This window comes from Nocardia neocaledoniensis (assembly GCF_029868625.1).
GTDB lineage: Bacteria > Actinomycetota > Actinomycetes > Mycobacteriales > Mycobacteriaceae > Nocardia > Nocardia neocaledoniensis_A.
In genome coordinates, this window is the sequence record NZ_JARWOJ010000352.1 from 1 (window position 1) to 23,386 (window position 23,386).

Annotated in this window: 26 protein-coding genes and 1 other RNA gene; 12 read left to right on the forward strand and 15 right to left on the reverse strand. The window is 69.0% G+C overall.

Translation table 11 applies throughout. From position 1 onward, the window contains the following. A partial coding sequence (locus tag QH270_RS27170; protein ID WP_280346893.1) for a diiron oxygenase occupies positions 1–309 on the reverse strand: 309 nt, incomplete at its 3' end. Positions 310–482: 173 nt separating this feature from the next. Here QH270_RS27170 and QH270_RS27175 point away from each other — a divergent pair. Next, positions 483–1,445, forward strand: coding sequence for a DUF5996 family protein (locus QH270_RS27175; RefSeq protein WP_280346925.1), 963 nt, complete (start codon positions 483–485; stop codon positions 1,443–1,445). A 6-nt stretch (positions 1,446–1,451) separates the two neighbouring features. Here the strand turns inward: QH270_RS27175 and QH270_RS27180 are convergent, their stop codons facing one another. The 3 genes from QH270_RS27180 to QH270_RS27190 all read right to left on the reverse strand — a co-directional run bounded on the left by QH270_RS27180 (position 1,452) and on the right by QH270_RS27190 (position 4,705). Continuing rightward, complete coding sequence (locus tag QH270_RS27180; protein WP_280346894.1) at positions 1,452–1,925, reverse strand: hypothetical protein; 474 nt, start codon at positions 1,923–1,925, stop codon at positions 1,452–1,454. Positions 1,926–2,056: 131 nt separating this feature from the next. After that, entirely contained in the window at positions 2,057–3,277 is a 1,221-nt protein-coding gene (locus QH270_RS27185) for an acyl-CoA dehydrogenase family protein (RefSeq protein WP_280346895.1), read from the reverse strand. Positions 3,278–3,310: 33 nt separating this feature from the next. Beyond that, on the reverse strand, positions 3,311–4,705 hold the full coding sequence (locus QH270_RS27190) for an acyl-CoA dehydrogenase family protein (RefSeq protein ID WP_280346896.1): 1,395 nt from the start codon (positions 4,703–4,705) through the stop codon (positions 3,311–3,313). A 157-nt stretch (positions 4,706–4,862) separates the two neighbouring features. Between QH270_RS27190 and QH270_RS27195 the strand changes: the two genes are divergently transcribed. Continuing rightward, the gene (locus QH270_RS27195; protein ID WP_280346897.1) at positions 4,863–6,257 is read left to right on the forward strand and encodes a glycosyltransferase family 39 protein; all 1,395 of its coding nucleotides are present in this window, start codon (positions 4,863–4,865) and stop codon (positions 6,255–6,257) included. Positions 6,258–6,315: 58 nt separating this feature from the next. On the opposite strand, the gene QH270_RS27200 is transcribed toward QH270_RS27195, so the two are convergent. Continuing rightward, positions 6,316–7,077 carry an alpha/beta fold hydrolase gene (locus QH270_RS27200; RefSeq protein WP_280346898.1) on the reverse strand — a complete coding sequence of 254 codons (762 nt, stop codon included), beginning with the start codon at positions 7,075–7,077 and terminating at the stop codon, positions 6,316–6,318. Positions 7,078–7,137: 60 nt separating this feature from the next. Between QH270_RS27200 and QH270_RS27205 the strand changes: the two genes are divergently transcribed. Beyond that, positions 7,138–7,503: a MerR family transcriptional regulator gene (locus tag QH270_RS27205; protein WP_280346899.1), complete on the forward strand. Its 366-nt coding sequence runs from the start codon at positions 7,138–7,140 to the stop codon at positions 7,501–7,503. A 34-nt stretch (positions 7,504–7,537) separates the two neighbouring features. Here QH270_RS27205 and ftsX read toward each other — a convergent pair whose 3' ends face one another. From ftsX to QH270_RS27235, 6 genes are all read right to left on the reverse strand, one after another. Then, positions 7,538–8,440: a permease-like cell division protein FtsX gene (gene ftsX, locus QH270_RS27210; RefSeq protein WP_280346900.1), complete on the reverse strand. Its 903-nt coding sequence runs from the start codon at positions 8,438–8,440 to the stop codon at positions 7,538–7,540. Continuing rightward, the gene (ftsE, locus tag QH270_RS27215; protein WP_280346901.1) at positions 8,440–9,129 is read right to left on the reverse strand and encodes a cell division ATP-binding protein FtsE; all 690 of its coding nucleotides are present in this window, start codon (positions 9,127–9,129) and stop codon (positions 8,440–8,442) included. The genes ftsX and ftsE overlap by 1 nt, the downstream gene beginning before the upstream one ends. 71 nt (positions 9,130–9,200) lie before the next feature. After that, positions 9,201–9,368: a hypothetical protein gene (locus QH270_RS27220; RefSeq protein ID WP_280346902.1), complete on the reverse strand. Its 168-nt coding sequence runs from the start codon at positions 9,366–9,368 to the stop codon at positions 9,201–9,203. After that, positions 9,337–10,230 (reverse strand): mechanosensitive ion channel family protein, encoded by an 894-nt coding sequence (locus tag QH270_RS27225; RefSeq protein WP_280346926.1) that lies wholly within the window; start codon positions 10,228–10,230, stop codon positions 9,337–9,339. Before QH270_RS27225 ends, QH270_RS27220 begins: the two co-directional genes overlap by 32 nt. A gap of 140 nt (positions 10,231–10,370) precedes the next feature. Then, positions 10,371–11,489, reverse strand: a complete 1,119-nt coding sequence (prfB, locus tag QH270_RS27230) for a peptide chain release factor 2 (RefSeq protein ID WP_280346903.1) — start codon at positions 11,487–11,489, stop codon at positions 10,371–10,373. A 53-nt stretch (positions 11,490–11,542) separates the two neighbouring features. Continuing rightward, entirely contained in the window at positions 11,543–12,400 is an 858-nt protein-coding gene (locus tag QH270_RS27235) for a helix-turn-helix transcriptional regulator (protein ID WP_280346904.1), read from the reverse strand. Between the two features lie 137 nt (positions 12,401–12,537). On the opposite strand from QH270_RS27235, the gene QH270_RS27240 reads away from it, so the two are divergent. The 8 genes from QH270_RS27240 (at position 12,538) to QH270_RS27275 (ending at position 19,620) form a co-directional block, all read left to right on the forward strand. Beyond that, positions 12,538–13,128, forward strand: a complete 591-nt coding sequence (locus QH270_RS27240) for an NADPH-dependent FMN reductase (RefSeq protein ID WP_280346905.1) — start codon at positions 12,538–12,540, stop codon at positions 13,126–13,128. 65 nt (positions 13,129–13,193) lie between these two features. After that, complete coding sequence (gene hisN / locus QH270_RS27245) at positions 13,194–13,979, forward strand: histidinol-phosphatase (RefSeq protein WP_280346906.1); 786 nt, start codon at positions 13,194–13,196, stop codon at positions 13,977–13,979. Between the two features lie 96 nt (positions 13,980–14,075). Then, complete coding sequence (gene recQ, locus QH270_RS27250) at positions 14,076–16,064, forward strand: DNA helicase RecQ (RefSeq protein WP_432420436.1); 1,989 nt, start codon at positions 14,076–14,078, stop codon at positions 16,062–16,064. A gap of 141 nt (positions 16,065–16,205) precedes the next feature. Further along, positions 16,206–16,364: a hypothetical protein gene (locus QH270_RS27255; RefSeq protein WP_280346907.1), complete on the forward strand. Its 159-nt coding sequence runs from the start codon at positions 16,206–16,208 to the stop codon at positions 16,362–16,364. Between the two features lie 187 nt (positions 16,365–16,551). Then, positions 16,552–17,169, forward strand: a complete 618-nt coding sequence (locus QH270_RS27260) for a YdcF family protein (protein WP_280346908.1) — start codon at positions 16,552–16,554, stop codon at positions 17,167–17,169. Positions 17,170–17,286: 117 nt separating this feature from the next. After that, entirely contained in the window at positions 17,287–18,231 is a 945-nt protein-coding gene (locus QH270_RS27265) for an acyl-ACP desaturase (protein WP_280346909.1), read from the forward strand. A 55-nt stretch (positions 18,232–18,286) separates the two neighbouring features. Then, positions 18,287–18,760 carry an SsrA-binding protein SmpB gene (gene smpB, locus QH270_RS27270; protein ID WP_280346910.1) on the forward strand — a complete coding sequence of 158 codons (474 nt, stop codon included), beginning with the start codon at positions 18,287–18,289 and terminating at the stop codon, positions 18,758–18,760. After that, on the forward strand, positions 18,757–19,620 hold the full coding sequence (locus QH270_RS27275; RefSeq protein WP_280346911.1) for a DMT family transporter: 864 nt from the start codon (positions 18,757–18,759) through the stop codon (positions 19,618–19,620). The genes smpB and QH270_RS27275 overlap by 4 nt, the downstream gene beginning before the upstream one ends. 1 nt (position 19,621) lies before the next feature. Here QH270_RS27275 and QH270_RS27280 read toward each other — a convergent pair whose 3' ends face one another. Further along, positions 19,622–20,914: an ABC transporter substrate-binding protein gene (locus tag QH270_RS27280; protein WP_280346912.1), complete on the reverse strand. Its 1,293-nt coding sequence runs from the start codon at positions 20,912–20,914 to the stop codon at positions 19,622–19,624. Between the two features lie 228 nt (positions 20,915–21,142). Here QH270_RS27280 and ssrA point away from each other — a divergent pair. Further along, positions 21,143–21,514, forward strand: a transfer-messenger RNA (tmRNA) gene (gene ssrA / locus QH270_RS27285). A gap of 184 nt (positions 21,515–21,698) precedes the next feature. Here ssrA and QH270_RS27290 read toward each other — a convergent pair. The 3 genes from QH270_RS27290 to QH270_RS27300 are packed head-to-tail and all read right to left on the reverse strand — an operon-like array spanning position 21,699 to position 23,343. Further along, the gene (locus QH270_RS27290) at positions 21,699–21,896 is read right to left on the reverse strand and encodes a hypothetical protein (protein ID WP_280346913.1); all 198 of its coding nucleotides are present in this window, start codon (positions 21,894–21,896) and stop codon (positions 21,699–21,701) included. A gap of 60 nt (positions 21,897–21,956) precedes the next feature. Beyond that, positions 21,957–22,160 (reverse strand): DUF5302 domain-containing protein, encoded by a 204-nt coding sequence (locus QH270_RS27295; RefSeq protein WP_280346914.1) that lies wholly within the window; start codon positions 22,158–22,160, stop codon positions 21,957–21,959. Between the two features lie 46 nt (positions 22,161–22,206). Further along, positions 22,207–23,343, reverse strand: coding sequence for a serine hydrolase domain-containing protein (locus QH270_RS27300; protein ID WP_280346915.1), 1,137 nt, complete (start codon positions 23,341–23,343; stop codon positions 22,207–22,209). Between the last annotated feature and the right edge of the window lie 43 nt (positions 23,344–23,386).

Here is a 23,386-nt window from a genome sequence, read left to right on the forward strand (position 1 = left end):
CTGCATCAACCCACGGATCAGCAGCTGCTCGAAATCCAGGCCCACCTTCGCGATCCCGGCCTGGCGCCACATCCCCATCGCGATCTGCCGCTCCACCGGCTGCGCCTTGTACCAGGGATGACGGCCCAGCGGGTCCTCCTCGGGCATGATCCAGCGCGGATCGTCGCTGTGCACGGCGAACTCCGGCGAATCCCAGTCGATATCGACATACGGATCGAAATGCCGGTTCACCGAACCGTCGGACAGATTGCGCAGGATCTCGTGGTACTCGGGATCGGTGGCGGTGTTCTTCGTCGTGGTCGACAGCATCGGCGATGTCTCCTTCGTGGGTGGCGCAGATCTCACGTTATATGAGACTCGCGGTCCCACACAACCGTGCGGGCCCGATTCTCGCGTGACTGCGCCCGCGCCTTGTGCCGACGTACGATGAGGCGGCGCGAATCGTGTCGGACGGTTGACCTGTCTAGGAAACGAGGATGGCGATGGCACAGCTCACCCCCGCGAAGGCCGTCTGGCCCAGCCTGCGCGTCGACTCATGGACCGATACCCGCGACACCCTGCACATGTGGACGCAGATCATCGGCAAGCTGAAGATGGCGGGCACGCCGCTGGTCAACCACTGGTGGAATGTCACCTTCGCGGTCAACGCGCGGGGGCTGTCGACCGGCGCGATCCCCGTGGACGGGCGGCTGCTCGACATCGAATTCGATTTCCACGACCACGAACTCGTCCTGCGCACCAGCGACGGTCGCCATGCCACCATCGCCCTGCGGCCGCGCACGGTCGCCGATTTCTACGCCGAGCTCGGCCATGTCCTCGGGCGTCTCGCGATCGTCGTCGACATCGAGGCCTCACCCAACGAGGTGGACCCCGCGATCCCCTTCGCCGAGGACACCACCCACCACTCCTACGACGCGGGCGCCGTCGAACTCTTCTGGCAGCAACTCGTCCAGATCGAACGGGTGTTCCAGCTGTGGCGCGCGGGTTTCGCCGGGAAAACCAGTCCGGTGCATGTCTTCTGGGGCTCGCTCGACCTCGCCTGCACCCGCTTCTCCGGCCGCACCGCGCCGACCCATCCCGGCGGCGCCCCCAACTGTGCCGACTGGGTCATGGAGGAGGCCTACTCCCGCGAATGCGCCAGCGCCGGCTTCTGGCCGGGCGGCACCGAAGGCACGTTCTACGCCTACTCCTATCCGGCCCCCGAGGGCTACTCGTCGCAGCCCGCGGGCCCCGCGGGCGCCGAATGGGATTCCACCCTGGGCGAATTCGTGCTGCCGTACGAGGTGGTCCGCGAAAGCCACGACCCCGACGCCACCCTGCTCCACTTCCTCGACGCCACCTACGCGGCGGCCGCCGACCTGGCAGCGTGGGATCGAAAACTGCTCGACGTCAACCCCTACCGCCTCGACCGCCGCATCCACCACGACGACACCAGCGCGGTCTGAATCGCCTCAGGCGGCCCACACCCGGTAGGCGGCGTCGGCGATCGCGCCCCAGGAGAGTCCGGTCAGCCCGGCGATGATGTCGAAGACGAAGTCCTCGTCGATTCCGGGCGCGAGGCGGGCCTCTTCGGGGAGCACGCCGCCGGTCTCGTCGGCGATCTCGCCCGCCGCGTAGATGATCCGCCGCAGCGGCTGCCCGCCGGAGTACCACGCGAATCCGTAGGTGTCGGACACGCTGTGCGCGGCGTAGGCCAGCACGCGGCGATCACCGGCGAGCGCGAGAGCCGCGTCGTCGTCGAAGGTCAGCTGGAAGTGCGGGTCCAGAATCGAGGTCCATCCGCCGATCTCGGCGACGGCATAGTCGACCGGCCGGGAGAACGCCTCGCCCAGATCGACGCTCGCACCGGTGTCGGCGGTGTGCCCGGGCAACCGTGACACGTCGATCGCGCCCTCGACGAGCAGTCCGTTCGCAGTCCAGCCCATGTCACCCTCGCTTCCGCCTGCCCCGGCGGCACGCGACCCAGTCACCCTAACCAGCCGGGCCGACAACTCCCGGCAACGAAAAACCGGTGCGAGTCCGCAAGACTCGCACCGGCTCTCCGTCGACTGTCAGCTCACTTGAGCTCGGCGCTGGTCTTTCCGAGCACGCGGCGAGCCACGATCAGCTGCTGGATCTGCTGGGTGCCTTCGAAGATGTCGAGGATCTTCGAGTCGCGGCCCCACTTCTCCAGGAGCAGGCGCTGGGAGTAGCCGAGGGTGCCCGCCAGTTCGACGGACTTGAGGGTGACGTCGGTGCCGGTGCGGCCCGCCTTGGCCTTGGACATCGAGGCCTCGAGCGAGTTCGGCTTCTTGTTGTCGGCCATCCACGCCGCACGCAGCGACAGCAGGTAGGCCGCCTCGTAATCGGCTTCCAGGCGCAGGAATTCCGCGGCGGCGGCATGCTGATTCATCGCGGGGGTGTCGTAGGAGATCTCGACACCGGCCTCGGTGAGGATGGTGCGCAGCTCCTCGAGCGCCGCTCGCGCGACACCGACGGCCATCGCGGCGACCATGGGACGGGTGTTGTCGAAGGTCTGCATGACCCCCGCGAAACCCTTCTCCACGTTGACTTCCGGCGAACCGAGGATGTTGTCGGCGGGAATCCGGCAGTCCTGCAGCAGCAGCACGGCGGTGTCGGAGGCCTTGATGCCGAGCTTGTGCTCCAGCCGCGCCACCGACAGGCCAGGAGCGTCGCGCGGGACGACGAACGACTTGATCGCCGCGCGGCCCAGGCTCTTGTCGACCGTCGCCCACACCACGATGTGGGTGGAGCGCTCACCGGCGGTGACGAAGATCTTCTCGCCGTTGAGGACCCACTCGTCGCCGTCGAGCACGGCGGTGGTGGTGACGGCGGCGGAGTCGGAACCGAACGACGGCTCGGTGATGGCCATCGAGGCCCACACCTTGCCGAAGCGCTCCAGCTGCTCGTCGGTGGCGACCGCGGCGATCGCGGCGTTGCCCAGGCCCTGGTAGGGGATGGTCAGCATCAGGCCGACATCGCCCCACGAGGTCTCGAGCGCGTTGAGCAGCGCGGACATGTTGCCGCCGTTGGCATTGGCGACGATGTCGGTGCTGCTGCCCGCGTCGTCACCGCGACCGCCCGCGGCGCCGCCGATCTTCTGGGTGCCGGAGTCGGCCAGGCCCTCCACCATGGCGGCCATGGTGTCGAGTTCGACCGGGTACTCGTGCTCGGCGAGGTCGTACTTGCGGGAGATGGGGCGGAAGATCTGCGCGGCGACCTGGTGGGCCTGGTTCGCGCTCGCCTTCAGCTTCTTGGGGAGTTCGAGGTTGATCATGGAATTCTCCTGGGAAATCGAAGACGGACCCGGCTAGACCAGCACCACGCCCTCGGCGACGCCGACGGCTCGAAGGTCCCGGTACCAACGCTCGACCGGGTGTTCCTTGGTGAAGCCGTGGCCGCCGAGCAGCTGCACGCCGTCCAGGCCGATCTGCATGCCCTTGTCGGTGGCCAGCTTGCGGGCCAGTGCCGCCTCGCGGGCGAACGACAGGCCCTGCTCGGCGCGCGAGGCGCCGCGCAGCGTCACCAGGCGCAGACCGTCGAGCTCGATCGCCATGTTGGCCACCATGAACGCGACCGCCTGGCGGTGCGAGATGGGCTCGCCGAACGCCTCGCGCTCGTTCACGTACGGGATCACGTAGTCGAGCACGGCCTGGCCGGTGCCGATCGCCAGCGACGCCCAGCCCAGTCGCGCGAGCTGCACGGCGTCGGCGTACTCCTCGGCGCGGGCCTTGGCGTCACCGTCGCCGAGGACGGCCTCCGCGGGCACGGCCACGTTGTCCAGGATCAGCCGGCCGAGACCGGCCGCGCGCAGACCCATGCTCGGGTCCGCCTCGACCGACAGGCCGGCGGTGTCGGACTCGACGATGAACAGCGCCGGGCGCCCGTCGAGTTCGGCGGCCACGACGAACAATTCGGCATCGGCGGCGGCCGGGACCAGGCTCTTCACGCCGTTGAGGCGGAAGCCGCTGGGGGAGCGGGTGGCCTTGGTCTGCAGGGCGAACGGATCGAACAGCGCGCGCGGCTCGGCGATCACGACCGAGGCCTGCGGCACGTTCTCGCCGGTGAAGGCGGGCAGGTAGGTCTGCTGCTGCGCGTCGGAGCCCCACTGGGACAGCGCGACGGCCACGCCGCTGGGCGCGAGGATCGGCAGCGCCAGACCCATGTCGCCGTGCGAAAGCGCCTCGGCGACCAGGGAGTTGGTAACGGCGCCGCGCTCGCTGGCCGCGCCCTCCAGCTCCTCGGGAACGTTGATCAGGGTGATGCCGAGCTCGGCGGCGCGCTCGAGCAGATCGCGCGGGGCCTTGGCCGCGTTGTCGGCGTCGTAGGCGGCCGGGCGCAGGATCTCGCCGGCGAAGTCCTTCACGGTCTCGACGATCATCTGCTGCTCGTCGGACGGGGTGAGGTCGAAGTAGTCCTTGGTCTTGGCCTCGTTGTCGGGCAGCCGCTTGGGCTGGCCGCCGCCGGTGACCTTGGCGAAGGATCGGGTGGCCGCGCCCAGGGTCCGGAAACCGGTCTTGGTGCCCTCGTAGGCGACGCGATCGATGGGCTTGCGCAGGTTGTACTTCTCGGCGAGCTCCGACCCGGTAATGGTCGTCAAAGCGCGCATCGCGGCGCCCATCCAGTCCCGCTTGGGCTGGCTGAGGCCGACCGCGGACGTGTCGTTCGGACGTCGCTTCGTCGCGCTGTCTCGAGTGCTCATCATCACCTGATTTCCTCGGCTGTCGGGGCGCTTGTGACCCCAGCTATCTTACTCCTCGGTAAGACTATCTTACTCTGGAGTAAGAAGCTCGTCGACGCCATCGAAATCCGCGAATCCGTGTCAGTCTGGACGAGTGACCGTGATCGCGTCGCTTTTCGCTGTGGTTCTGCTGGTCACATCCTCGCGCTATGGGTACCACCGGGACGAGATGTACTTCCTGGCCGCAGGTCGTCGGCTGGATTGGGGATACGCCGATCAACCGCCGCTGACGCCCGCCCTGGCGCGGCTGATGGCGGCGATTGATCCGGATTCGCTCTGGGTCCTGCGGCTGCCCGCTGTCGCCGCCGCCACGCTGGTGGTGGTGTGCGCGGGCCTCATGGCCGGAGAATTGGGCGGCGGTCGAGGCGCGCGAGCACTCGCCGCGGCGGCGGTGGCGAGCGCGGCCCTGGTGCAGGGCGCCGGGCACCTGTTCGGGACGACGGTCTTCGATCTGGCCGCGTGGTCGCTGATCTGTCTGCTCGTGCTGAAGCTGATGCGTCCGGAGCCGGACCGGCGGTGGTGGCTGCTGGTCGGGATGGTCGTCGGTGTCGGCCTGCTGAACAAGGCGTTGCTGATCGTCCCGGTCGCGGCGCTGGTGCTCGGGCTGCTGCTCACCGGTCGCCGAAAAATGTTCGCCACCGGGTACTTTCCGCTCGCCGTCGGTTCCGCCGGGCTCCTCGTCCTGCCGTATCTGTGGTGGCAAGCCCGGCACGGCTGGCCGCAGTGGGAGCTGAGCCGCGCGATCGCCGGCGGTTCCTCGGGGACCTCGGACTCCCCGATCATGTTCGTGCTCTTGCAGTTCGGACTGTTCGGGCCGCTACTCGTGCCCCTGTGGATCTACGGGATGTGGCGGTTGTGGCGCTCGGCCTACCGGGCGTTCGTGGTGGCCTACGGTGTGTTGTTCGTTCTCTTCCTGCTCTCCGGCGGGAAGGCGTACTACCTCGGCGGCATGTATCCGGTACTGCTCGCGGCGGGGTCAGTCGGCCTCGTGGCGATCCTCGGTGACGAGCGGAAGCGCTGGGCGGCAGCGTGTTCGGTGGTCGTCGTGAACGCGGCGATGTCGGCGGTGCTGTTCCTGCCGGTGCTGCCGGTCTCGGGGCTGCCTGGCTCACCGGTGCTCGCGGTGAACTACGACGCGGGCGAGACCATCGGCTGGCCCGCACTCGTCGCCCAGGTGGCGGCGGCCCGCCCGCCCGGCGCCGAAATCCTCACCGCGAACTACGGCGAAGCGGGTGCCATCGAGCGCTACGGCGCCGAATACGGTCTGCCGACACCGCATTCGGGCCACAACGCCTATTGGTGGTGGGGTCCGCCGCCCGACACCGCGACCACGGTGCTCACGGTCGGCATCGACCGTGACAGGCTCATCGAATTCTGCGGCGCCGTCGAGCCCGTCGGGGTTGTGGACAACGGCCTCGACCTGGACAACGACGAGCAGGGCGAACCACTGATGCTCTGCCAGGACCCGCGCGCGCCGTGGAGCGTCCTGTGGCCTGGCCTTCGCACGCTGGGCTGAACCCGAGTCGGACAGGCGATCACCGGTGAGCACCGGCATGGTGCGCGCCGGTCGAGCGCTAGAGGCTGTGCTTGTTCAGGAAGTCGACGAGCACGGCGGCCCAGGGCTCGGGACGCTCGATCATGACGACGTGGCCGGCGTCGATCTCGGCGTACTCGGCGCCGGGAATCGCCCCCGCGAGCGCGCGCGAATTGGCCGGGTCGACCAGGAGATCGGCGGTGGTGTTCACGATCAGGGTCGGCACCGTGACGCCGGCCAGGTCGGCGGTGGTGTCGACCGTCTCGACCAGCGCGGCCTGCTGCCTGGTACCGCCCGGCACCGCGCCGGCCGTCTGCGCGACGAGCTCGTCGATCGCGGCGGCGGGCAGCGCGTTGACGAAGTCCGGCGAGAACCCGGTGAGCAGGACCAGCCGGGCGAAACTCTCGTACGCGCCCCGCGCGAGCAGATCCTGCCAGGCCTGGACCGCCAGCCGGGCCCGGTTGTCGGGTACCGCCAGTCCGGCGGTGAGCACCAGCCCCGTGACCCGCTCCGGATGCCGGGCGGCGGCGCGCACCGCGACCGCGGTGCCGAGCGAGAAGCCGACGATCGCGAAGGTCGCCACGCCGGCCTCGACAGCGGCGGCCACAAGAGCGTCGGCCAGGGCGTCGAGATCGAGCGGCGTGTCGTCGCCGGGGTAATCGGCGGCGACCACGGTGTGGTCGGCGGCCAGCGCGGGGAGAAGGCCGCCGAAATTGCTCTCGATCGAGCCGCCCGCACCGTGCGCGAGCACGATGCCGGGGCCGGAGCCGTGGACGGTGGTCTGCAGGGGAATCGTTGCCATGCGACGGAGGTTAGGGATTCACATGGGTGTGAAGGTCAAGGCGAACGTGCGGGCGGTCACATGCTGATCGGCGAACTCGCGCACCGCACCGGCGTCAGCACGCGGCTGCTGCGCTACTACGAGGAACAGGGCCTGCTGCGTCCGCGACGCGACGCCAACGGGTATCGCAGCTACCCCGAGGCCGCGGTGGCGGCCGTGACGAAGATCCGCGAGCTGCTCGCCGCCGGGCTCACCACCGACGACATCGCCCAGCTGCTGCCGTGCGCCGAACCCGGCGGACCGGTGCAGGCGTGCGAGATGTCAGTGCGGATCATGGCCGAGCGCACCGCCGAGCTCGACCGGCGCATCGCCGACCTGGACCGCCAGCGCCTCGAACTCACCGCGCAACTCGGCGCCTCACTCGCGACGAGGGCGGAGACCCGATAGTGGGTCCCCGCCCTCGCGGCGCGTCGGGCCGGGACTACTCCCGCACGTAGAAGCGCAGCGTGAGGTACGCGGTGACCGCGGCGAAGACGATGCCGATCGGCGCGATCGTCAACGCGACCACGGCGATGTCGTCACCGGTGATCCGCGGGAACACATTGCTGTCGAACAGCGGGCCCAGCGCCCGGTCGATCACCAGCGGCCTGGCGATGACGAGTCCGAGAATCGCCAGCACGGAGCCGACGAACGCCGCCGCCACCGCCTCCAGCAGGAACGGCAGCTGGGTGTACCAGCGCGTCGCGCCGACCAACCGCATGATGCCGACTTCCGTGCGCCGCGTATACGCGGCGATCTGCACCATGTTCAACACCAGCAGCATCGCTGCCAGCGCCATCACCAGCGCCAGGCCGAACGCCGCGTTGCGCAAGCCGTCGAACAGGCTCACCAGCCGGTCGACGAACTCCTTGTCGTTGGCGACGATCCGCACGCCCTGCCTGGTCGCGAAGCTGTCGTAGATGTGCTGGTACTGCTCGGCGTCGGTCATCTTCACCCGCAGCGAGGCGGGCAGCGGCGAGTCGGCGATGTACTGCACCATCTCCGGCTGATCGGCGAACAGCTCCTTGGCCTCCTCCAGCGCGTCGGCGCGGTTGAGGAACTGCACGCTCTCCACGCCCGAGGTGCCCTTGAGGTCGGCCAGCAGCGACTTGCACGGCTCGGCGGCACAGTCGGGATCGGTCTCGGAGACCGCGTCGTCGAGGTAGAAGCGCACCTCGAGCCTGCCGATGAAGAAGTTCTCGGTCTTGTCGGCCATCCGCACCGACAGCATGCCGCCGCCGAGCATCATCAGCGAGACCGCGGTGGTCAGGATCATCGCGATGGTCATCGTCAGGTTGCGGCGCAGACCGTCGACGACCTCGGTGAACAGGAAACTCAGTCGCATTATCGCCCCACCCCGTAGACACCGGTCGCCTCGTCGCGCACGAGTCTGCCGTGGTCGAGTTCCACCACCCGCCTGCGCATCGAGTCGACGATGTGGTTGTCATGGGTGGCCATGAGCACGGTCGTGCCGGTGCGATTGATCCGCTCCAGCAGCGACATGATGTCGGCACTGGTGTCGGGGTCGAGATTTCCGGTCGGCTCGTCGGCCAGCAGGACCAGCGGCCGGTTGACGAACGCGCGCGCGATCGCGACCCGCTGCTGCTCACCCCCGGAGAGCTCCGAGGGCAATCGGGTGCCCTTGCCGCCGAGCCCGACCATGTCGAGCACCTCGGGCACGGTGCGTTCGATGAACTGCCGCCGCTTGCCGATCACCTCGAGCGCGAAGGCCACGTTCTGCTCCACGGTCTTCTGCTGGAGCAACCGGAAATCCTGGAAGACGCACCCGATGCGCTGCCGCAGCTTCGGCACCTTGCGCCCCGGCAATCGGTCGACGCGGAAGTCGGCGACCCGTATCTCGCCCGCGGTCGGCGTCTCCTCCTTGAGCAGCAGCCGCATGAAAGTCGACTTCCCCGAACCGGACGGGCCGATGATGAAGACGAATTCGCCCTTGTCCACCTCGACGGAGACATTGTCCAGCGCGGGTCGCGTCGACGTCTTGTACGACTTTGTCACGTTGCGCATGGTGATCACGGGGAGCCAGTGTAGCCAGCGGCCATGCCCGTGACCTGGCCGCGACGGCGTCGGCGAGGCGCGCGCCGGGGCTAGGGCGCCGGGTTCACCCAGGTCGGGACGGCATTGAGCAACGACACCGGACCCGCGTCCTTGGCTTCGGTGGGTTTGACGAACACATAGACGACGAACGTGGACACCCAGGTGGCCATGAGAATCGCCGTGGACTTACGCAGATTCACCGACTTGCGGAGATCCACCGTTTTGCGAAGTTTCACTGATTCCTTCCTTACGCAGGGCGGCCGCGACGCGCACGCGCAGCTCGCGCCCCACTTCGAATTGCTTGCCCGGCAATGTGCGGGCAACCATCCGGATGTTCATCACATCGAGGGACAGATCCTCCACGCCCATCACCGACGGCTCGTCGAGCAGCAGCGGCTTCAGCCTGCGGTCCTGATAGGCCTTGGTGCACACCTCGTGCAGGACCTCGTTGATCTTGGTGATGTCGGCCTGGGCCGACACCGGTACATCGATCGCGGCGCGTGCCCAATCCTTCGACAGATTGGTCACTTTCACGATCTGCCCGTTGGGGACGGTGATGACCTCGCCGTCGGAGTTGCGCAGTGTGGTGATGCGCAACGTCACGTCCTCGACGGTGCCCTCGGCGGGGTCGGCCGAACCGGTGACCGAGATCTGCACCACGTCACCGAAGCCGTACTGGCGCTCGGTGATGAGGAAGAACCCGGCCAGGATGTCCTGGACGATGCGCTGGGCGCCGAAACCGAGCGCGGCGCCGAGCACCGCCGCCGGGGCGACCAGACCCGTCACCGCGAAACCGAGCCTGCGCAGCACCTCCATGCCGACCAGCACGTAGACGATCGTCAGCACCACCCAGGTGATCACCTGCGCCAGGGCGTGCCGGTGCTTGGCCGCCTCGGTGCGGACCAGCGCGTCGCTCGAGTGGAAACCCGCGTCGATCTTGGTGGTCACCCGGTCGCGGAGGAAGGCGGCGAAGCGGCCGAACAGCACCGCGCCGACCACCAGCAGCACGATCTCGAGGCCGCTGGAACGCAGCCAGCCGGTGATCTCCGGGGCGGTGTTGATCGCGAGGACGCCGCTCACCGCGTCGACCCGGCCGGGCGGGGACGGGGCTGGCGCTGACACAGTTCCGGTTCGTTCGAACACACACCAGAAAGGTTACAGCGCGGTCACGGTGCCCGGTCAAACGCGAGGAGTGTCACACCGGGCGAGCGAACAGGTGGCTACGCGTCGGCCTGTTCCCGCATGCGCCAACGGATTCCGGATTCGATGAAGCCGTCGATGTCACCGTCGAGCACGGCCGACGGGTTGTTCACTTCATAGTTCGTGCGCAGGTCCTTCACCATCTGATACGGGTGCAGGACATAGGAACGCATCTGATTGCCCCACGACGCGCCCTCGTTGGTCTTGAGCGCGTCCATCTGCGCGCGCTCCTCCTGGCGCTTGCGCTCGAGCAGCTTGGCCTGCAGCACGCGCATGGCCGAGATCTTGTTCTGCAGCTGCGATTTCTCGTTCTGACAGGTCACCACGATGCCGGTGGGGATGTGCGTCAGGCGGACCGCGGAGTCGGTGGTGTTGACCGACTGGCCACCGGGGCCGGACGAGCGGTACACGTCGACGCGCACGTCACCGTCCGGGATCTCGATGTGGTCGGTGGTCTCGACCACCGGCAGCACCTCGACCTCGGCGAAGGAGGTCTGGCGGCGGCCCTGGTTGTCGAACGGGCTGATCCGCACGAGGCGGTGCGTGCCCATCTCCACCGAGAGGGTGCCGTAGGCGTAGGGCGACTTCACCGCGAAGGTGGCGGACTTGATGCCGGCCTCTTCGGCGTAGGAGGTGTCGTAGACCTCGACGGTGTACTTGTGCCGCTCGGCCCAGCGGATGTACATGCGCATCAGCATCTGGGCCCAGTCCGCGGCGTCGACGCCGCCGGCGCCGGAGCGGATGTTGACCAGCGCGTCGCGCTTGTCGTACTCGCCGGAGAGCAGGGTGCGCACCTCCATGGCCTCGATGTCGACACGCAGGGCGGTCCGCTCGGCATCGGCGTCGGCGGTGGCCTCCGCGGCGGCGGCGCCCTCCTCGGCCTCGGCCAATTCGTAGAGCACGGGCAGATCTTCGAGCCGCTGGCGCAGCTCCTCCACCCGGCGCAGTTCGCTCTGGGCGTGGGACAGCTCGCTGGTCACCTGCTGGGCGTGGTCCTGGTTGTTCCACAGCTCCGGGTCGGCCGCCTGGTGCTCGAGCTCGTCGATGCGACGGCGTAGCTCCTCGACATCGAGGACCGACTCGACCGTCTTCAGCGTGGTGTCGAGTTCGGCGAGGTCGGCGATAACGTCAGGATGCACGATGTCCAAGGTTACCGGTCGCCGCCGACACGGCGAAACACGCGCCCCGCAGGTCAGCTCGCGATGGCGCGCAAGCCGCCGGGGTGGCGCCCGAACAGACGGTCCAGCGCGGTCGCGCTCGCCTCGTCGGCGGGCAGCAGCACGTACAGCGACTGGTCGTCGTCGATGGACAGATCCAGCGACTCGTAGGCCAGCCGCAACGTGCCGGCCTCGGGATGGCTGATCCGGTTGATCCCGCCCGAGGGCGGCAGCCCGGGCAGGGCGGCCAGCCGGTCGGTGAACGGGCTGCCCGCGGTGACGGTGAGCTCGTCGACCAGCGCGGCCACCATCGGATCGGCCCGGTAGGGGCCCTGCTTGAGCGAGGCGACCAGCTTGTCGGCGGCGGCGTCCCAGTCCGGGTACAGCTCGCGCGCGCCGGGGTGGGTGAAGACGAAACGGGCCAGGTTGGCGGGTTCACCGTGCTCGAACAGGCCGTGGGGCGCCATCAGCTTGCGATAGCCCTCGGTGCAGGCGAGCACCTCGGTGAACCGGTTGGTGATCGCGGCGGGCGCGGGCTCGAGCTGGTCGAGAATGGCGCGGATGGTCGGGCGGACCGTGCGGTTGGGTCCGTTCTCGGCCGCGCCGCAGCTGAACCCGGACGTGCCCTTGGTGAGCTGATGCAGGTGCACGCGCTCGCGCGGGCTCAGCCGCAGCGTGTCGGCCAGCGCGGACAGCACCGGCGGCGAGGGGTGCCGGTCGCGGCCCTGTTCGAGCCGGATCAGGTACTCCACACTCACCCCGGCCAGCATCGCGACCTCGGCGCGGCGCAGGCCCGGCGTGCGCCTGCGCGGGCCCGCGGGCAAGCCGACCTCGGCGGGGGAGACCGCCTCGCGGCGCGTACGCAGGAACAGACCGAGTTCGTTGTCGCTCACCACTCGACGGTACCCAGCCACGGGCCTCGGAGAGTGGCCGTGCCACTACCACTCTCAGCGTGGTCTCCCTGCGGGCTTCCCGGCCCGCGAAGGTTGACACATCGGCCGAGGGGCCGAGCAACGACAGAGGAGACAGCATGTCCGCACAGCCACTGAAGCTCGCGATCATCATCGGCAGCGTCCGTGAGGGCCGGTTCGGCCCGGTGGTCGCGAACTGGATCGCCGAGCAGGTCGACGACCGCTTCGATGTCGACATCATCGACCTGGCCGAGGCCGAGCTGCCCGCCGCGCTGCCGCCGGTGCCGCCCGCCATCGACCCGGACATGCCGCGTCCGGCGGGCATGGCCGACCTCACCGAGCGGCTCGCCGTCGCCGACGCCTACCTGGTCGTCACCCCCGACTACAACCGCAGCTACCCGGCCGCCCTGAAGTCGGCCATCGACTGGCACTACACCCAGTGGGACGCCAAGACGGTCGGCTTCGTCGGCTACAGCGGCGGCTCCGGCGGGCTGCTGGCGATCGAGCACCTGCGCCAGGTGTTCAACGAGCTCAACGCCCACACCGTGCGCAACTACGTCTCGTTCCCGCGCTACTACCTGCTCTTCGACGAGAACGGGCAGCTGCGTGAACCCGCGGAGTTCGAGGAGGCGGCGCGGGCGATGCTGGACCAGGTGCACTGGTGGGCGAGCGCGCTGGTGGCGGCGAGGTCGGCGCAGGTCGCTGTCTGAAGTGTTCCCCGCCGTGGCCCAGGCCGGGCCGGTCACCGAGGACCGGCGCCAAATACACTGACGCGGTGGCTGCCTACTCCGCTGACCTGGACCTCGCCCTGCGACTGGCCGACGAGGCCGACGCGATCTCGAAGGTGCGCTTCGGCGCCGTCGACCTGAAAGTCGACTCGAAGCCGGACCTCACCCCGGTCTCCGACGCCGACCTCGCCGTGGAGCAGGTGATCCGCCGGGTGCTCGGCGCCGAACGCCCCGACGACGCCGTGCTCGGCGAGGAATTCGGTGGCGATGCCGAGTTCACCGGCAGGCAGTGGGTGGTCGATCCGATCGACGGCACCAAGAACTTCGTCCGCGGCGTTCCGGTCTGGGCCAGCCTGATCGCCCTGCTCTCCGACGGCGTCCCGGTGGTCGGCGTGGTGAGCGCGCCCGCGCTCGGCAGGCGGTGGTGGGCGGCGGCGGGTTCGGGCGCGTGGGCCCAGGCGCACCCCGGCGCGCCGAAGCCGATCAGCGTGTCGGCGGTGGGCGAGCTCGACTCGGCGAGCCTGGCCTTCTCCAGTCTCTCCGGCTGGCACGACCGCGGCCTGCGGGAGAAGTTCATCGACCTGACCGACGCGGTCTGGCGGGTCCGCGGCTACGGCGACTTCTTCAACTACTGCCTGGTCGCCGAGGGCGCGGTCGATATCGCGGCCGAGCCGGAGGTGTCGCTGTGGGACCTGGCCGCGCTGGACATCCTGGTCCGCGAGGCCGGCGGCGCGTTCACCGCCCTGGACGGGCATCCCGGCCCGCACGGTGGCGACGCGGTGGCGAGCAACGGCCTGCTCCACGACGAGGTTCTGGCCAGGTTGCGGCCCTGAAATCGGGTTGTGCACATGTGCGGGAATCCCGGTGAAGGCCGTCGTCCGGTCCGGCGGACGGGCCGCGTGACCGGCCCGCGCTCGTAGGATGGCCCGGTGAGCAATTCCGGCGCCACACCCGATGTCGAGGACTTCCCGCCCGAGGACTTCCCGCCCGACGACGCGTACCCGTCCGACGGTGGCTATGTCTCCGAGCACGATTTCGACGACACCGGCGGCTTCCACTTCGACGACCTCGCCCCGGCCACCCCCGGCCGCGTGGCGGCGCCCGCCCGTCCCGAGACGGCGGAGGAGGTGTTACGCCGGGTCTTCGGCTACGACAGCTTCCGCGGCGATCAGGCGGCGATCGTCGAACAGGTCGTCGGCGGCGGTGACGCCCTGGTGCTCATGCCCACCGGCGGCGGCAAATCCCTGTGCTACCAGGTGCCCGCGCTGGTGCGCCCCGGTGTCGGCGTGGTCGTCTCGCCGTTGATCGCGCTCATGCAGGACCAGGTCGACGCGCTCAGCGCCCTCGGCGTGCGGGCCGGATTCCTCAACTCCACCCAGTCGCCCGACCAGCGCCGGACGGTGGAGGCGCAGTTCGTCGCCGGCGAACTCGACCTGCTGTACCTCGCGCCGGAACGGCTGCGGCTGGAATCGACATTGCGCCTGCTCGACCGTGGCACGGTGGCGTTGTTCGCGATCGACGAGGCGCACTGTGTGTCGCAGTGGGGCCACGATTTCCGGCCCGACTACCTCGCGCTGTCGCTGCTGCACGAGCGCTGGCCCGAGGTCCCGCGCGTCGCGCTCACGGCCACCGCCACCGAGAAGACCCGCGCGGAGATCGTCGAACGCCTCGATCTCGGGACCGCGAAGCAGTTCGTGTCCAGCTTCGACCGTCCCAATATCCAGTACCGCATCGAATCGAAGAACCGGGCCGACCGCCAGCTGCTCGACTTCATCCGCGCCGAACACCCCGGCGACGCGGGCATCGTCTACTGCCTCTCGCGCAACTCGGTGGAGAAGACCGCCGCGATGCTCAACGAGAACGGCGTGCGCGCGGTGCCGTATCACGCGGGCCTGGACAACCGGACCCGCGCCGAGAACCAGGCCAGGTTCCTGCGCGAGGACGGCCTGGTCGTGGTGGCCACCATCGCGTTCGGCATGGGCATCGACAAGCCCGACGTGCGCTTCGTCGCCCACCTCGACCTGCCCAAGTCGGTGGAGGGCTACTACCAGGAGACCGGCCGCGCCGGCCGCGACGGACTGCCGTCGACCGCCTGGATGGTCTACGGCCTCAACGACGTGGTCCAGCAGCGCAAGATGATCGATTCGAGCGAGGGCGACGCCGCGCACCGCCGTCAGCTCCAGCTGCACCTGGACGCGATGCTCGCCCTCTGCGAGACGGTCGGCTGCCGCCGCGTGCAGCTGCTGAACTACTTCGGCCAGCCCGGTCCGGCGTGCGGCAACTGCGATGTGTGCCTGAACCCGCCGCAGACCTGGGACGGCACCGTGCCCGCGCAGAAGCTCCTCTCGACCGTGCTGCGGCTCAAACGGGAACGGGGACAGGCCTTCGGCGCGGGCCATCTCGTCGACATCCTGCTCGGCAAGGCGAATCCGAAGATCACCCAGCACCGGCACAACGAACTGTCGGTGTTCGGCATCGGCACCGACCTGCGCGATACCGAATGGCGCGGCGTGGTTCGCCAATTGCTCGCCGGCGGACTGCTCGCGGTGCAGGGCGAATACGGCGTGCTCGCGCTGACCGAGGCCAGCAACGAGGTGCTGTTCGAGGGCCGCAAGGTGCCGATGCGGCGCGAACCCGAGCGCGCGACGCGCCCGGCCCGCGGTGCCAGGACCGCCAAGGCGGCCGTCGACCTGCCCGCCACCGATCTGCCGCTGTTCGAGCGGTTGCGGGCCTGGCGCGCGGCCACGGCGAAGGAGCAGGGCGTGCCCGCCTATGTGGTGTTCCACGACGCGACCCTGCGCGAAATCGTTGCGCGCAAACCCGGTTCGCTGGCCGAACTCGGCACCGTCGGTGGCGTGGGTGAGAACAAGCTCGCCAAATACGGGGAGGGCGTGCTGGCCGCGTTGGCCGAGGAGTAGCGGCGGGCGCGGGCGAAAAGGAACCCGCGACGGATGCGGGGGTGGGGCGTTAGTGTCGGTCCCATGGCGAACGGTGAAGGCTCTGACAGTGAAACGTCGGGCGGCGCGAGTTCGGGTGGAGCCGATGCCCCGCTGCCTCCGATGCCGCACCGGCACGCCGACCCCGCCGTCGCACCCAGCCTGCTCGGCAGCCACCAGGTGGTGACCCACCGCGGGCGCCCGCGCTGGTCGACGGTCGCCCTGGTTCTCGTCTTCGCCTCGGCGCTCGTGCTGTACCTGGTGCTGCGCCCCGGCGGATGAGTTCCGCGATCCGGAACCCGCGTGGTTCCGGAATGTTTGCGATGCCACGCCCCAGCGGCTGACGGCCGCCCCATGTGACCTGTGGTAGCCGCAGGTCGAAGCCCTTCCCGCGCTGCGCTTCCCGGCGCACTCTTGGCCTCCTCCGACCGATCGAGCCGATCGGTCCCGGTCCGAGGAGGCGACGGGAATGGTGTGGGTGAGCTGGGCGACGCGTGGGGTGTGCGCGGTCTTGACGGCGGCCGGATTCGTCTGTGCCGCACCACAAGCCGGTACCGCGGAACCCGCGGTACCGACCGCGGTGCGTGATCTGCAGCGGGTGCTCACGCCCGGCCTGCCCGCCACCTACGGCGGGGAGACCGCGGTGGTGATCCTCGGCTACGGGCTGACGCCGGAGGGCACGATGCGCGCCGAACTGGTCCGCCGGCTCCGGGCCGGTTTCGTGCAGGCGATGTTCGCGCCGTGGTCGCCGATCATCGTCACCGGCGGTAACCCGCGGGCGGGCCTCAGCGAGGCCGACGCGATGGCCGACTGGCTGGTGTCGGCGGGCGTCGACCCCGCCCGGATCCTGCGCGAACCGCACGCGGATTCGACGGTGGCCAATGCCCGCAACACCGCGGTGCTGATGTCCGAGCACGACCTGCGCTCGGCGGTGCTGGTGACCTCGAGCGACCACGTCGACCGGGCCAGGGCGGCCTTCGACGCCGCCGGTGTCAGCGTCGTCGGCCAGCTGACCCCGGATCTGACACCCTGGCCTAGCCTGCCGTTGCGGATCGATCAATTCGGTCCCGCCCTCCCGCCCGCCTAGCCCACGCCCCGCGGTCCTGTGACCGCACACAAGGTTTCGTCATGTGGGGTTCCGCCACCGCGGCCAGCGCCCATGGTTGGCACAGGGGATCAACCCGCGACACCGAGGTGACAATCCATGACACTGCAGCTGACCGACCGCGACATCCTGGCCGAGCTCGAACCGACCGCCGAAGCCAACCTCAACGACCACCTGGCCAAGGCCAAGGACTGGCACCCGCACGACTACGTGCCGTGGGACGAGGGCCGCAACTTCGCCGCGATGGGCGGGATCGACTGGGATCCCGAGCAGTCCCGGCTCAGTGACGTGGCCAAGGCGGCGATGATCACCAACCTGCTCACCGAGGACAATCTGCCCTCCTACCACCGCGAACTGGCCGACACCTTCGGTTTCGACAACGCGTGGGGCACCTGGGTCGGCCGCTGGACCGCCGAGGAGAACCGGCACGGCATCGTCATGCGGGACTATCTCGTCGTCACCCGCGCGGTCGACCCCGTCGCGCTCGAGGAAGCCAGAATGGCCCACATGACCGCGGGCATCGCCAAGCCGGAGAAGGGCTCGCAGTTCCTCAAGGGCGTCGCCTATGTCACCTTCCAGGAACTGGCCACCCGGATCAGCCACCGCAACACCGGCCGCGTCTGCGACGACCCGATCGCCGACCGCATGCTCGCGCGCATCGCGACCGACGAGAACCTGCACATGATCTTCTATCGCAAGCTCTGCGCCGCCGCCCTCGACCTCACGCCCGACGAGAGCATGCGCGCCATCACCGACGTGGTCCTGCGGTTCCAGATGCCCGGCCTCAACCAGCCCAACTTCCGCCGCAACGCGGTGCTGCTGGCCAAGCACGGCATCTACGACCTGCGCCAGCACCTCGATGTGGTGCTCGCCCCGGTGTTGCGCACCTGGCGGGTCTTCGAACGCTCCGACTTCGGCGCCGAGGGCGAACGCGCCCGCGACGAACTGCACACCTACCTGCTCGACCTGGAGATCAAGGCGGCCCGCTTCGAGGAACAACGCGACCGGGCGCTGGCCCGCGCCGCCGAACGCGCGGCGAGCTGAGGGTGCGCCGGTCCACGGAATAAACGGGTGGCGCGGTCACTTAGAGTTGACCGTTATGAAGGAAAAGGGCAGGAAGGTCATCGCGACCAACCGCCGCGCGCGGCACAACTACACGATCCTCGACATCTATGAGGCGGGGATCGCGCTGGTCGGCACCGAAGTGAAGAGCCTGCGCGAGGGCAAGGCGTCGCTGGTCGACGCCTTCGCGACCGTCGACAACGGCGAGGTGTGGCTGCGCGGCCTGCACATTCCGGAGTTCAGCCACGGCACCTGGACCAACCATTCGCCGCGGCGCACCCGCAAGCTGCTGCTGCACAAGCGCGAGATCGAGCATCTGGTCGGCAAGTCCAGGGAGGGCAACCAGACGCTGGTGCCGCTGTCGATGTACTTCTCCGACGGCAAGGTGAAGGTGGAACTCGCCCTCGCCAAGGGCAAGCAGGACTACGACAAGCGCCAGGACCTCGCCCGCAGGCAGGCCGAACGTGAGGTCACGCGCGAGATCGGTCGGCGGGTCAAAGGCATGCGTTGATCTCGGTCCTGCTCGCCCTGGTGGCGGCGACGGGATACGGGGTCAGCGATTTCTTCGGCGGCATCGCCGCGCGGCGGGTCACCGCGCTGCGGGTGGTCGTCGTCTCGTACCCGTTCTCGGTGCTGTTGGTTCTGCTGATCGCGCCGCTGGTCGGTGGGCACGCCGACGCGGCGTCGATGCTGTGGGGCCTGGCCGCGGGCGTGGCGAGCGGGCTGGCCGTGTGGTGGTTCTACGCCGCGCTCGCCGACGGGCCGATGGCGGTGGTGTCGCCGGTGACCGCGGTGCTGGTCGCCGGGATTCCGGTGCTCGCCGGGTTCTTCCTCGGCGAGCGACCGGGTCCACTCGCCATCGCCGGAATCGCGCTGGCGCTGGTCGCCGTGGTGCTGGTCAGCCGGGAGGCGCCCGACGAGACGACCGAGGAGATCATCGGCGGGCGCGAGCTGCGGTTCAGCCGCCGGGTCGCGCTGCTCACCATCGGGTCCGGCGCGGCGTTCGGTTTCGCGTTCTATTTCCTGCATGAGACCAGTCCCGACGCCGGGCTCTGGCCGCTGGTCGGTCAGCGCGCCGCGGCGACCGCCGTGGTGTGGACATCCGCGGTGGCCGCCGGTCAGTTCCGCGGCCTGCACGGCGAGCCGCTGCGACTCGCACTGGCGATCGGCGTGCTGGACGTGATCGCCAACGCCGCGCTGCTCTACGCCTTCCACGGCTCGATGCTGTCGGTGGTGAGCGTCATCGGTTCGCTGTATCCGGCGGCGACCGTGCTGCTGGCGATGGTGCTGCTCGGCGAGCGGATCGGGCCGACCCAGAAGGTGGGCATGGTGCTCGCGCTCGCCGCGGTCGGCATGATCGCCGCGAACTGAGCTACAGCCGCGTGCAGGGTTCGTGCAGGCTGAGCTTGCCCAGCGTGGCGCCCTGATAGCCGACCTCGACCGCCCGCGCGCCCATCGGCGCCTGCTTGTCCGGCTCGAACACCGACGACCACTCCAGATCCAGATCGGGCCCCGCCGCGCCCGCGGGATGGATCGCGACCATGCCCTCGCCGTCGGGCCGCAGGTCCGTGATGGTCCGGCGCAGGCCGGCCCGGGTCAGCTCACCCTCGTTCGCGGCGTCTTTGAGCAGAGCCTTCAGAGGATACGAGATGGCCCACCCGAGCGAATAGCCGAAGTTCGACGGTTCGCGCTCGACCGCCGCGCGCGCGTGCTGAGCGCCGAGACTGTTGCCGCTCCAGCTGTCGACCGGGGTCGTGTAGTTGTAGAGCGCGGTCAGCGCGGGCGCCGCGGGAGTCTGCAGCAGGGCGGCGTTCCAGGTGGGCAGCGAGCCGAGGAAGCGGCCCGTGTAACCGGATTTCACCAGCTTGCCGACGATCTCCGCGGTCTCGGCCGGACCGGTCGCGAGCATCACCAGATCCGGCGCGGCCGCCAGGATCTCCTCGACCGGCCCGTCCTGATTACCGACCTCGCCGTTGGGCCCGGTGTCGATGCGATCGGCGATGGTGGCGCCGTTGGCGATCGCCCACTTCAGCGCGCCGCTGGCGTAGTCGCCGCCGTAGTTGCCGCGGTAGGCGACGACGGCGATGTTGCGCGGCGCGTAATGGGCACGGGCGAACCAGTCCAGCCCGGTCACCGCTTCGGTGCAGTAGGAGTAGCCGGCGCTGAGCACCAGGTTGCGGTCGGCGCTGCGGTAGTTCCAGCCCGACCACTGGGTGGCGGCCACGCTGACCATGTCGTCGGCGTCCATCTGGTTCAGCATCGCGATGGTCTGGCCGGTGCCGAAACTCATCGCCAACGCCAGCACATGCGGCTCGATCTCGGTGTAGGCGGTGCGGTGGGTGCGCGGGTCGAGCGAGGTGTTGCGGGTGTAGGTGGTGATGTCGATGTCGTAGCCGCCGATACCGCCCGCCTCGTTCACCGCGTTCCAGAACGCCAGCTGGCCCTCGTTCATCGACGCGCCCAGCGCCGTGAACGGCCCGTTCGCGAGGTCGGAGAGGACGCCGAGATAGATACAGCCCCGGTCCTTGTGCGTCGAGCCGGGGCAGGGGGCGCTGGTCACGCCGGGTTCGGTGCCCGAGTCGCCCGAGGAGCAGGCCGCGGTGAGAACCAGGCCGGCCGCGACGGGAATCGCCGCGGCGCGCCGCAGCCGACTGCTGAATGCCATGAGGTAACTCCTTGTTCCAGCCGCCCACGGGATCACGCTCGTCCCGAACCGGCCGATCGAGAACAGTACCCCTCCGCACCGGCGTGTCTGCCGTGATCTCACAACTCCGCGCGGTGTGGTTCGCTGCGGTGTCACAACGCGGACACCGCCCACTGGCACGGAAATAACGGGAAGAATCCCGGCAACGGCAGTGTTATCATGACTAGCCCGCAAGGTGCGGGCACGTACGGGGCTGAACGGTTTCGACTGCGTACGTAGATTCAGGGGAAGCGTGTCGGTGCAGGCAAGAGACCACCGTAAGCGTCGTTGCAACCAATTAAGCGCCGATTCCAATCAGCGCGAGTACGCCCTCGCTGCCTAAGTAGCAGGTCGTCTCTGTCAGACCGGGTTCGTCCCTCGACCCGGACCCTGGCATCAGCTAGAGGGAATCACCGTCCGGCTCGGTCACGGAGTCGGATGGGACATCAAACAGTGACTGGGATCGTCATCCGAGCTTGTTCGCGAGACCCGGAGATCCGAGCAGAGACATAGCGGACTGCACACGGAGAAGCCCTGAAGACGCGGCGGAGGACCCGGGTTCGATTCCCGGCAGCTCCACTCGAGGCCCTCTACTTGTTACGACAGGTAGAGGGCTTTTTCATGCCCAGACGACCCGGATTCGACCAGGTCCGTCGAGTGCGGGCTGATGTCGCCCTGCCCCCATCCGCACTGACGGCCGCCGATCAGCGGTGTGCGAGGCGCTCCATCTGGTAGAGCGGATGGAGCGCCATCTTCCGCACCATGACTACTGCGCGGAGAGGCTTTCGATCGCCTCACGAATGAAGCACAGTGGGCAGATCGGGTCGAACGGTGGAGTCGGCTGGCCACCGATGACGGGGGTCGTCGGCGGGGCGGCCGGTGCGGCAGCGGCTACCGCCGGAACCGCGCCGATCGCCGAGATGATCGCGGCGGCGGCAACGGTTTTGGACAGGAATCGGGGCATTGTTCCTCCTGGCTCGTGTGCGGACGTGATCGAGATGGGCGATCGGCGTGGAGTCCTCGGTCAGCCGCCTGCCTTGCGGCGGAAGGTGCGCTTACCGCCGACAGCCGACTGCGCCCCCCGCACCTTCGCGGAGTCCCGCGCGGCCGCACCGCCGTTCACGTGCGCGCTCTTGCGCTCCAGCGCCTCCCGGAACTTTCGCTTCGTCGCTTCTTCCGGCGACTCGGTCACCGCGTCGTCCGCGGTACTTCCCTGTGGATCGGCCATCCCCCTAGCCTGCCATCTCCGGCGCCCCTGCGTTGACCACCGCGACTCACCCGCCCGGAACGGCCGGTGGGTGGTCGGGGACGAGGTGGGTGGCGATGGCGGTGCCGAGGGGGATGGCGGTGTTCTCGCCGGGGGAGGTGGGGCCGAGGGTGGTGTAGACGATGACGGTGGTGTCGGTGCGGTTGTCATGGAAGACGACGCCGTCGTAGCCGCCGTAGGACGGGTTCATGTAGAGCCAGTCGGCGAGGTGGACCACGCCGAAGGCGAAGTACTTCTCGGTGGTGAAGGGGCCCAGGCCCGCGGTGGAGGGGCCCATCATCTGGTGGAACTGGTCGGTGGTCAGGCGCTCGCCCTTCGCCAGGGCGCGCACCCAGCGGGCGATGTCGGTGACGGGGGCGTTCATGTTGCCGCTGTGCAGGAAGGCGGTCGGGTTCCAGAAGGTGGAGTCCTCGAAGAACTTTCGTTCATTGGTGTAGCCGTGCAGGTACGGCGCCTCGATGGCCGGATCGAGGACGACCTTGCTGTTGTGCATGCCCAGGGGCGTGAGGAGGTGTTCGGAGATCAGCTCGCCCAGCGGTTTACCGGTCGCGTTCTGCAGCACCTCGCCGAGGACCACGAGATCGCTGTGCGCGTAGGCCCAGTCGGTGCCGGGCGCGAACAGGGGTGGTCGCGCGTTGGCGCGTTCGATCAACTGTGGGGCGGTCCATGCGCGAATCGGGTTCTCGCCGAAGATCTTCAGGAACTCCGGCTCGGTCACATAGTCCGCGATACCGGAGGTGCTGTTGGCGAGCATGCGCGGGGTGATGGCGTCGGCGCGGGGAAAGCCGGGGAGCCAGCGCGCGATCGGTTCGTCGATTTTCAGCACGCCGTCGCCGTCGAGGCGCCACAGCACCGTCGACAGCATGGGTTCCATAGGCTGCCCCACCCGCACCTTCATGTCCGGCCGGGCGGGCACGCCGAGCGGTGAGCCGCCGAGTGCGCCGAGCACGATCCGCTCCTCGCCCCGCCACACGCCGTACACCGCGGAACTGAGGTCGAGTTCGGCCATCTTCGTGCGGACGATGTCGGTGATCCGCCCGGCCTCGGGACCCTCGGTCCGAGTGGATTCGGTCTGGGAGCCGCACGCTGTGGTGAGGACGAGGGCCAGCGCGAGCACCACCCCGAGGCGACGCGACACGCTCATGACGGCGATCCCTTCGTGGGGGTGAAACGCACTCGAGCAGCGC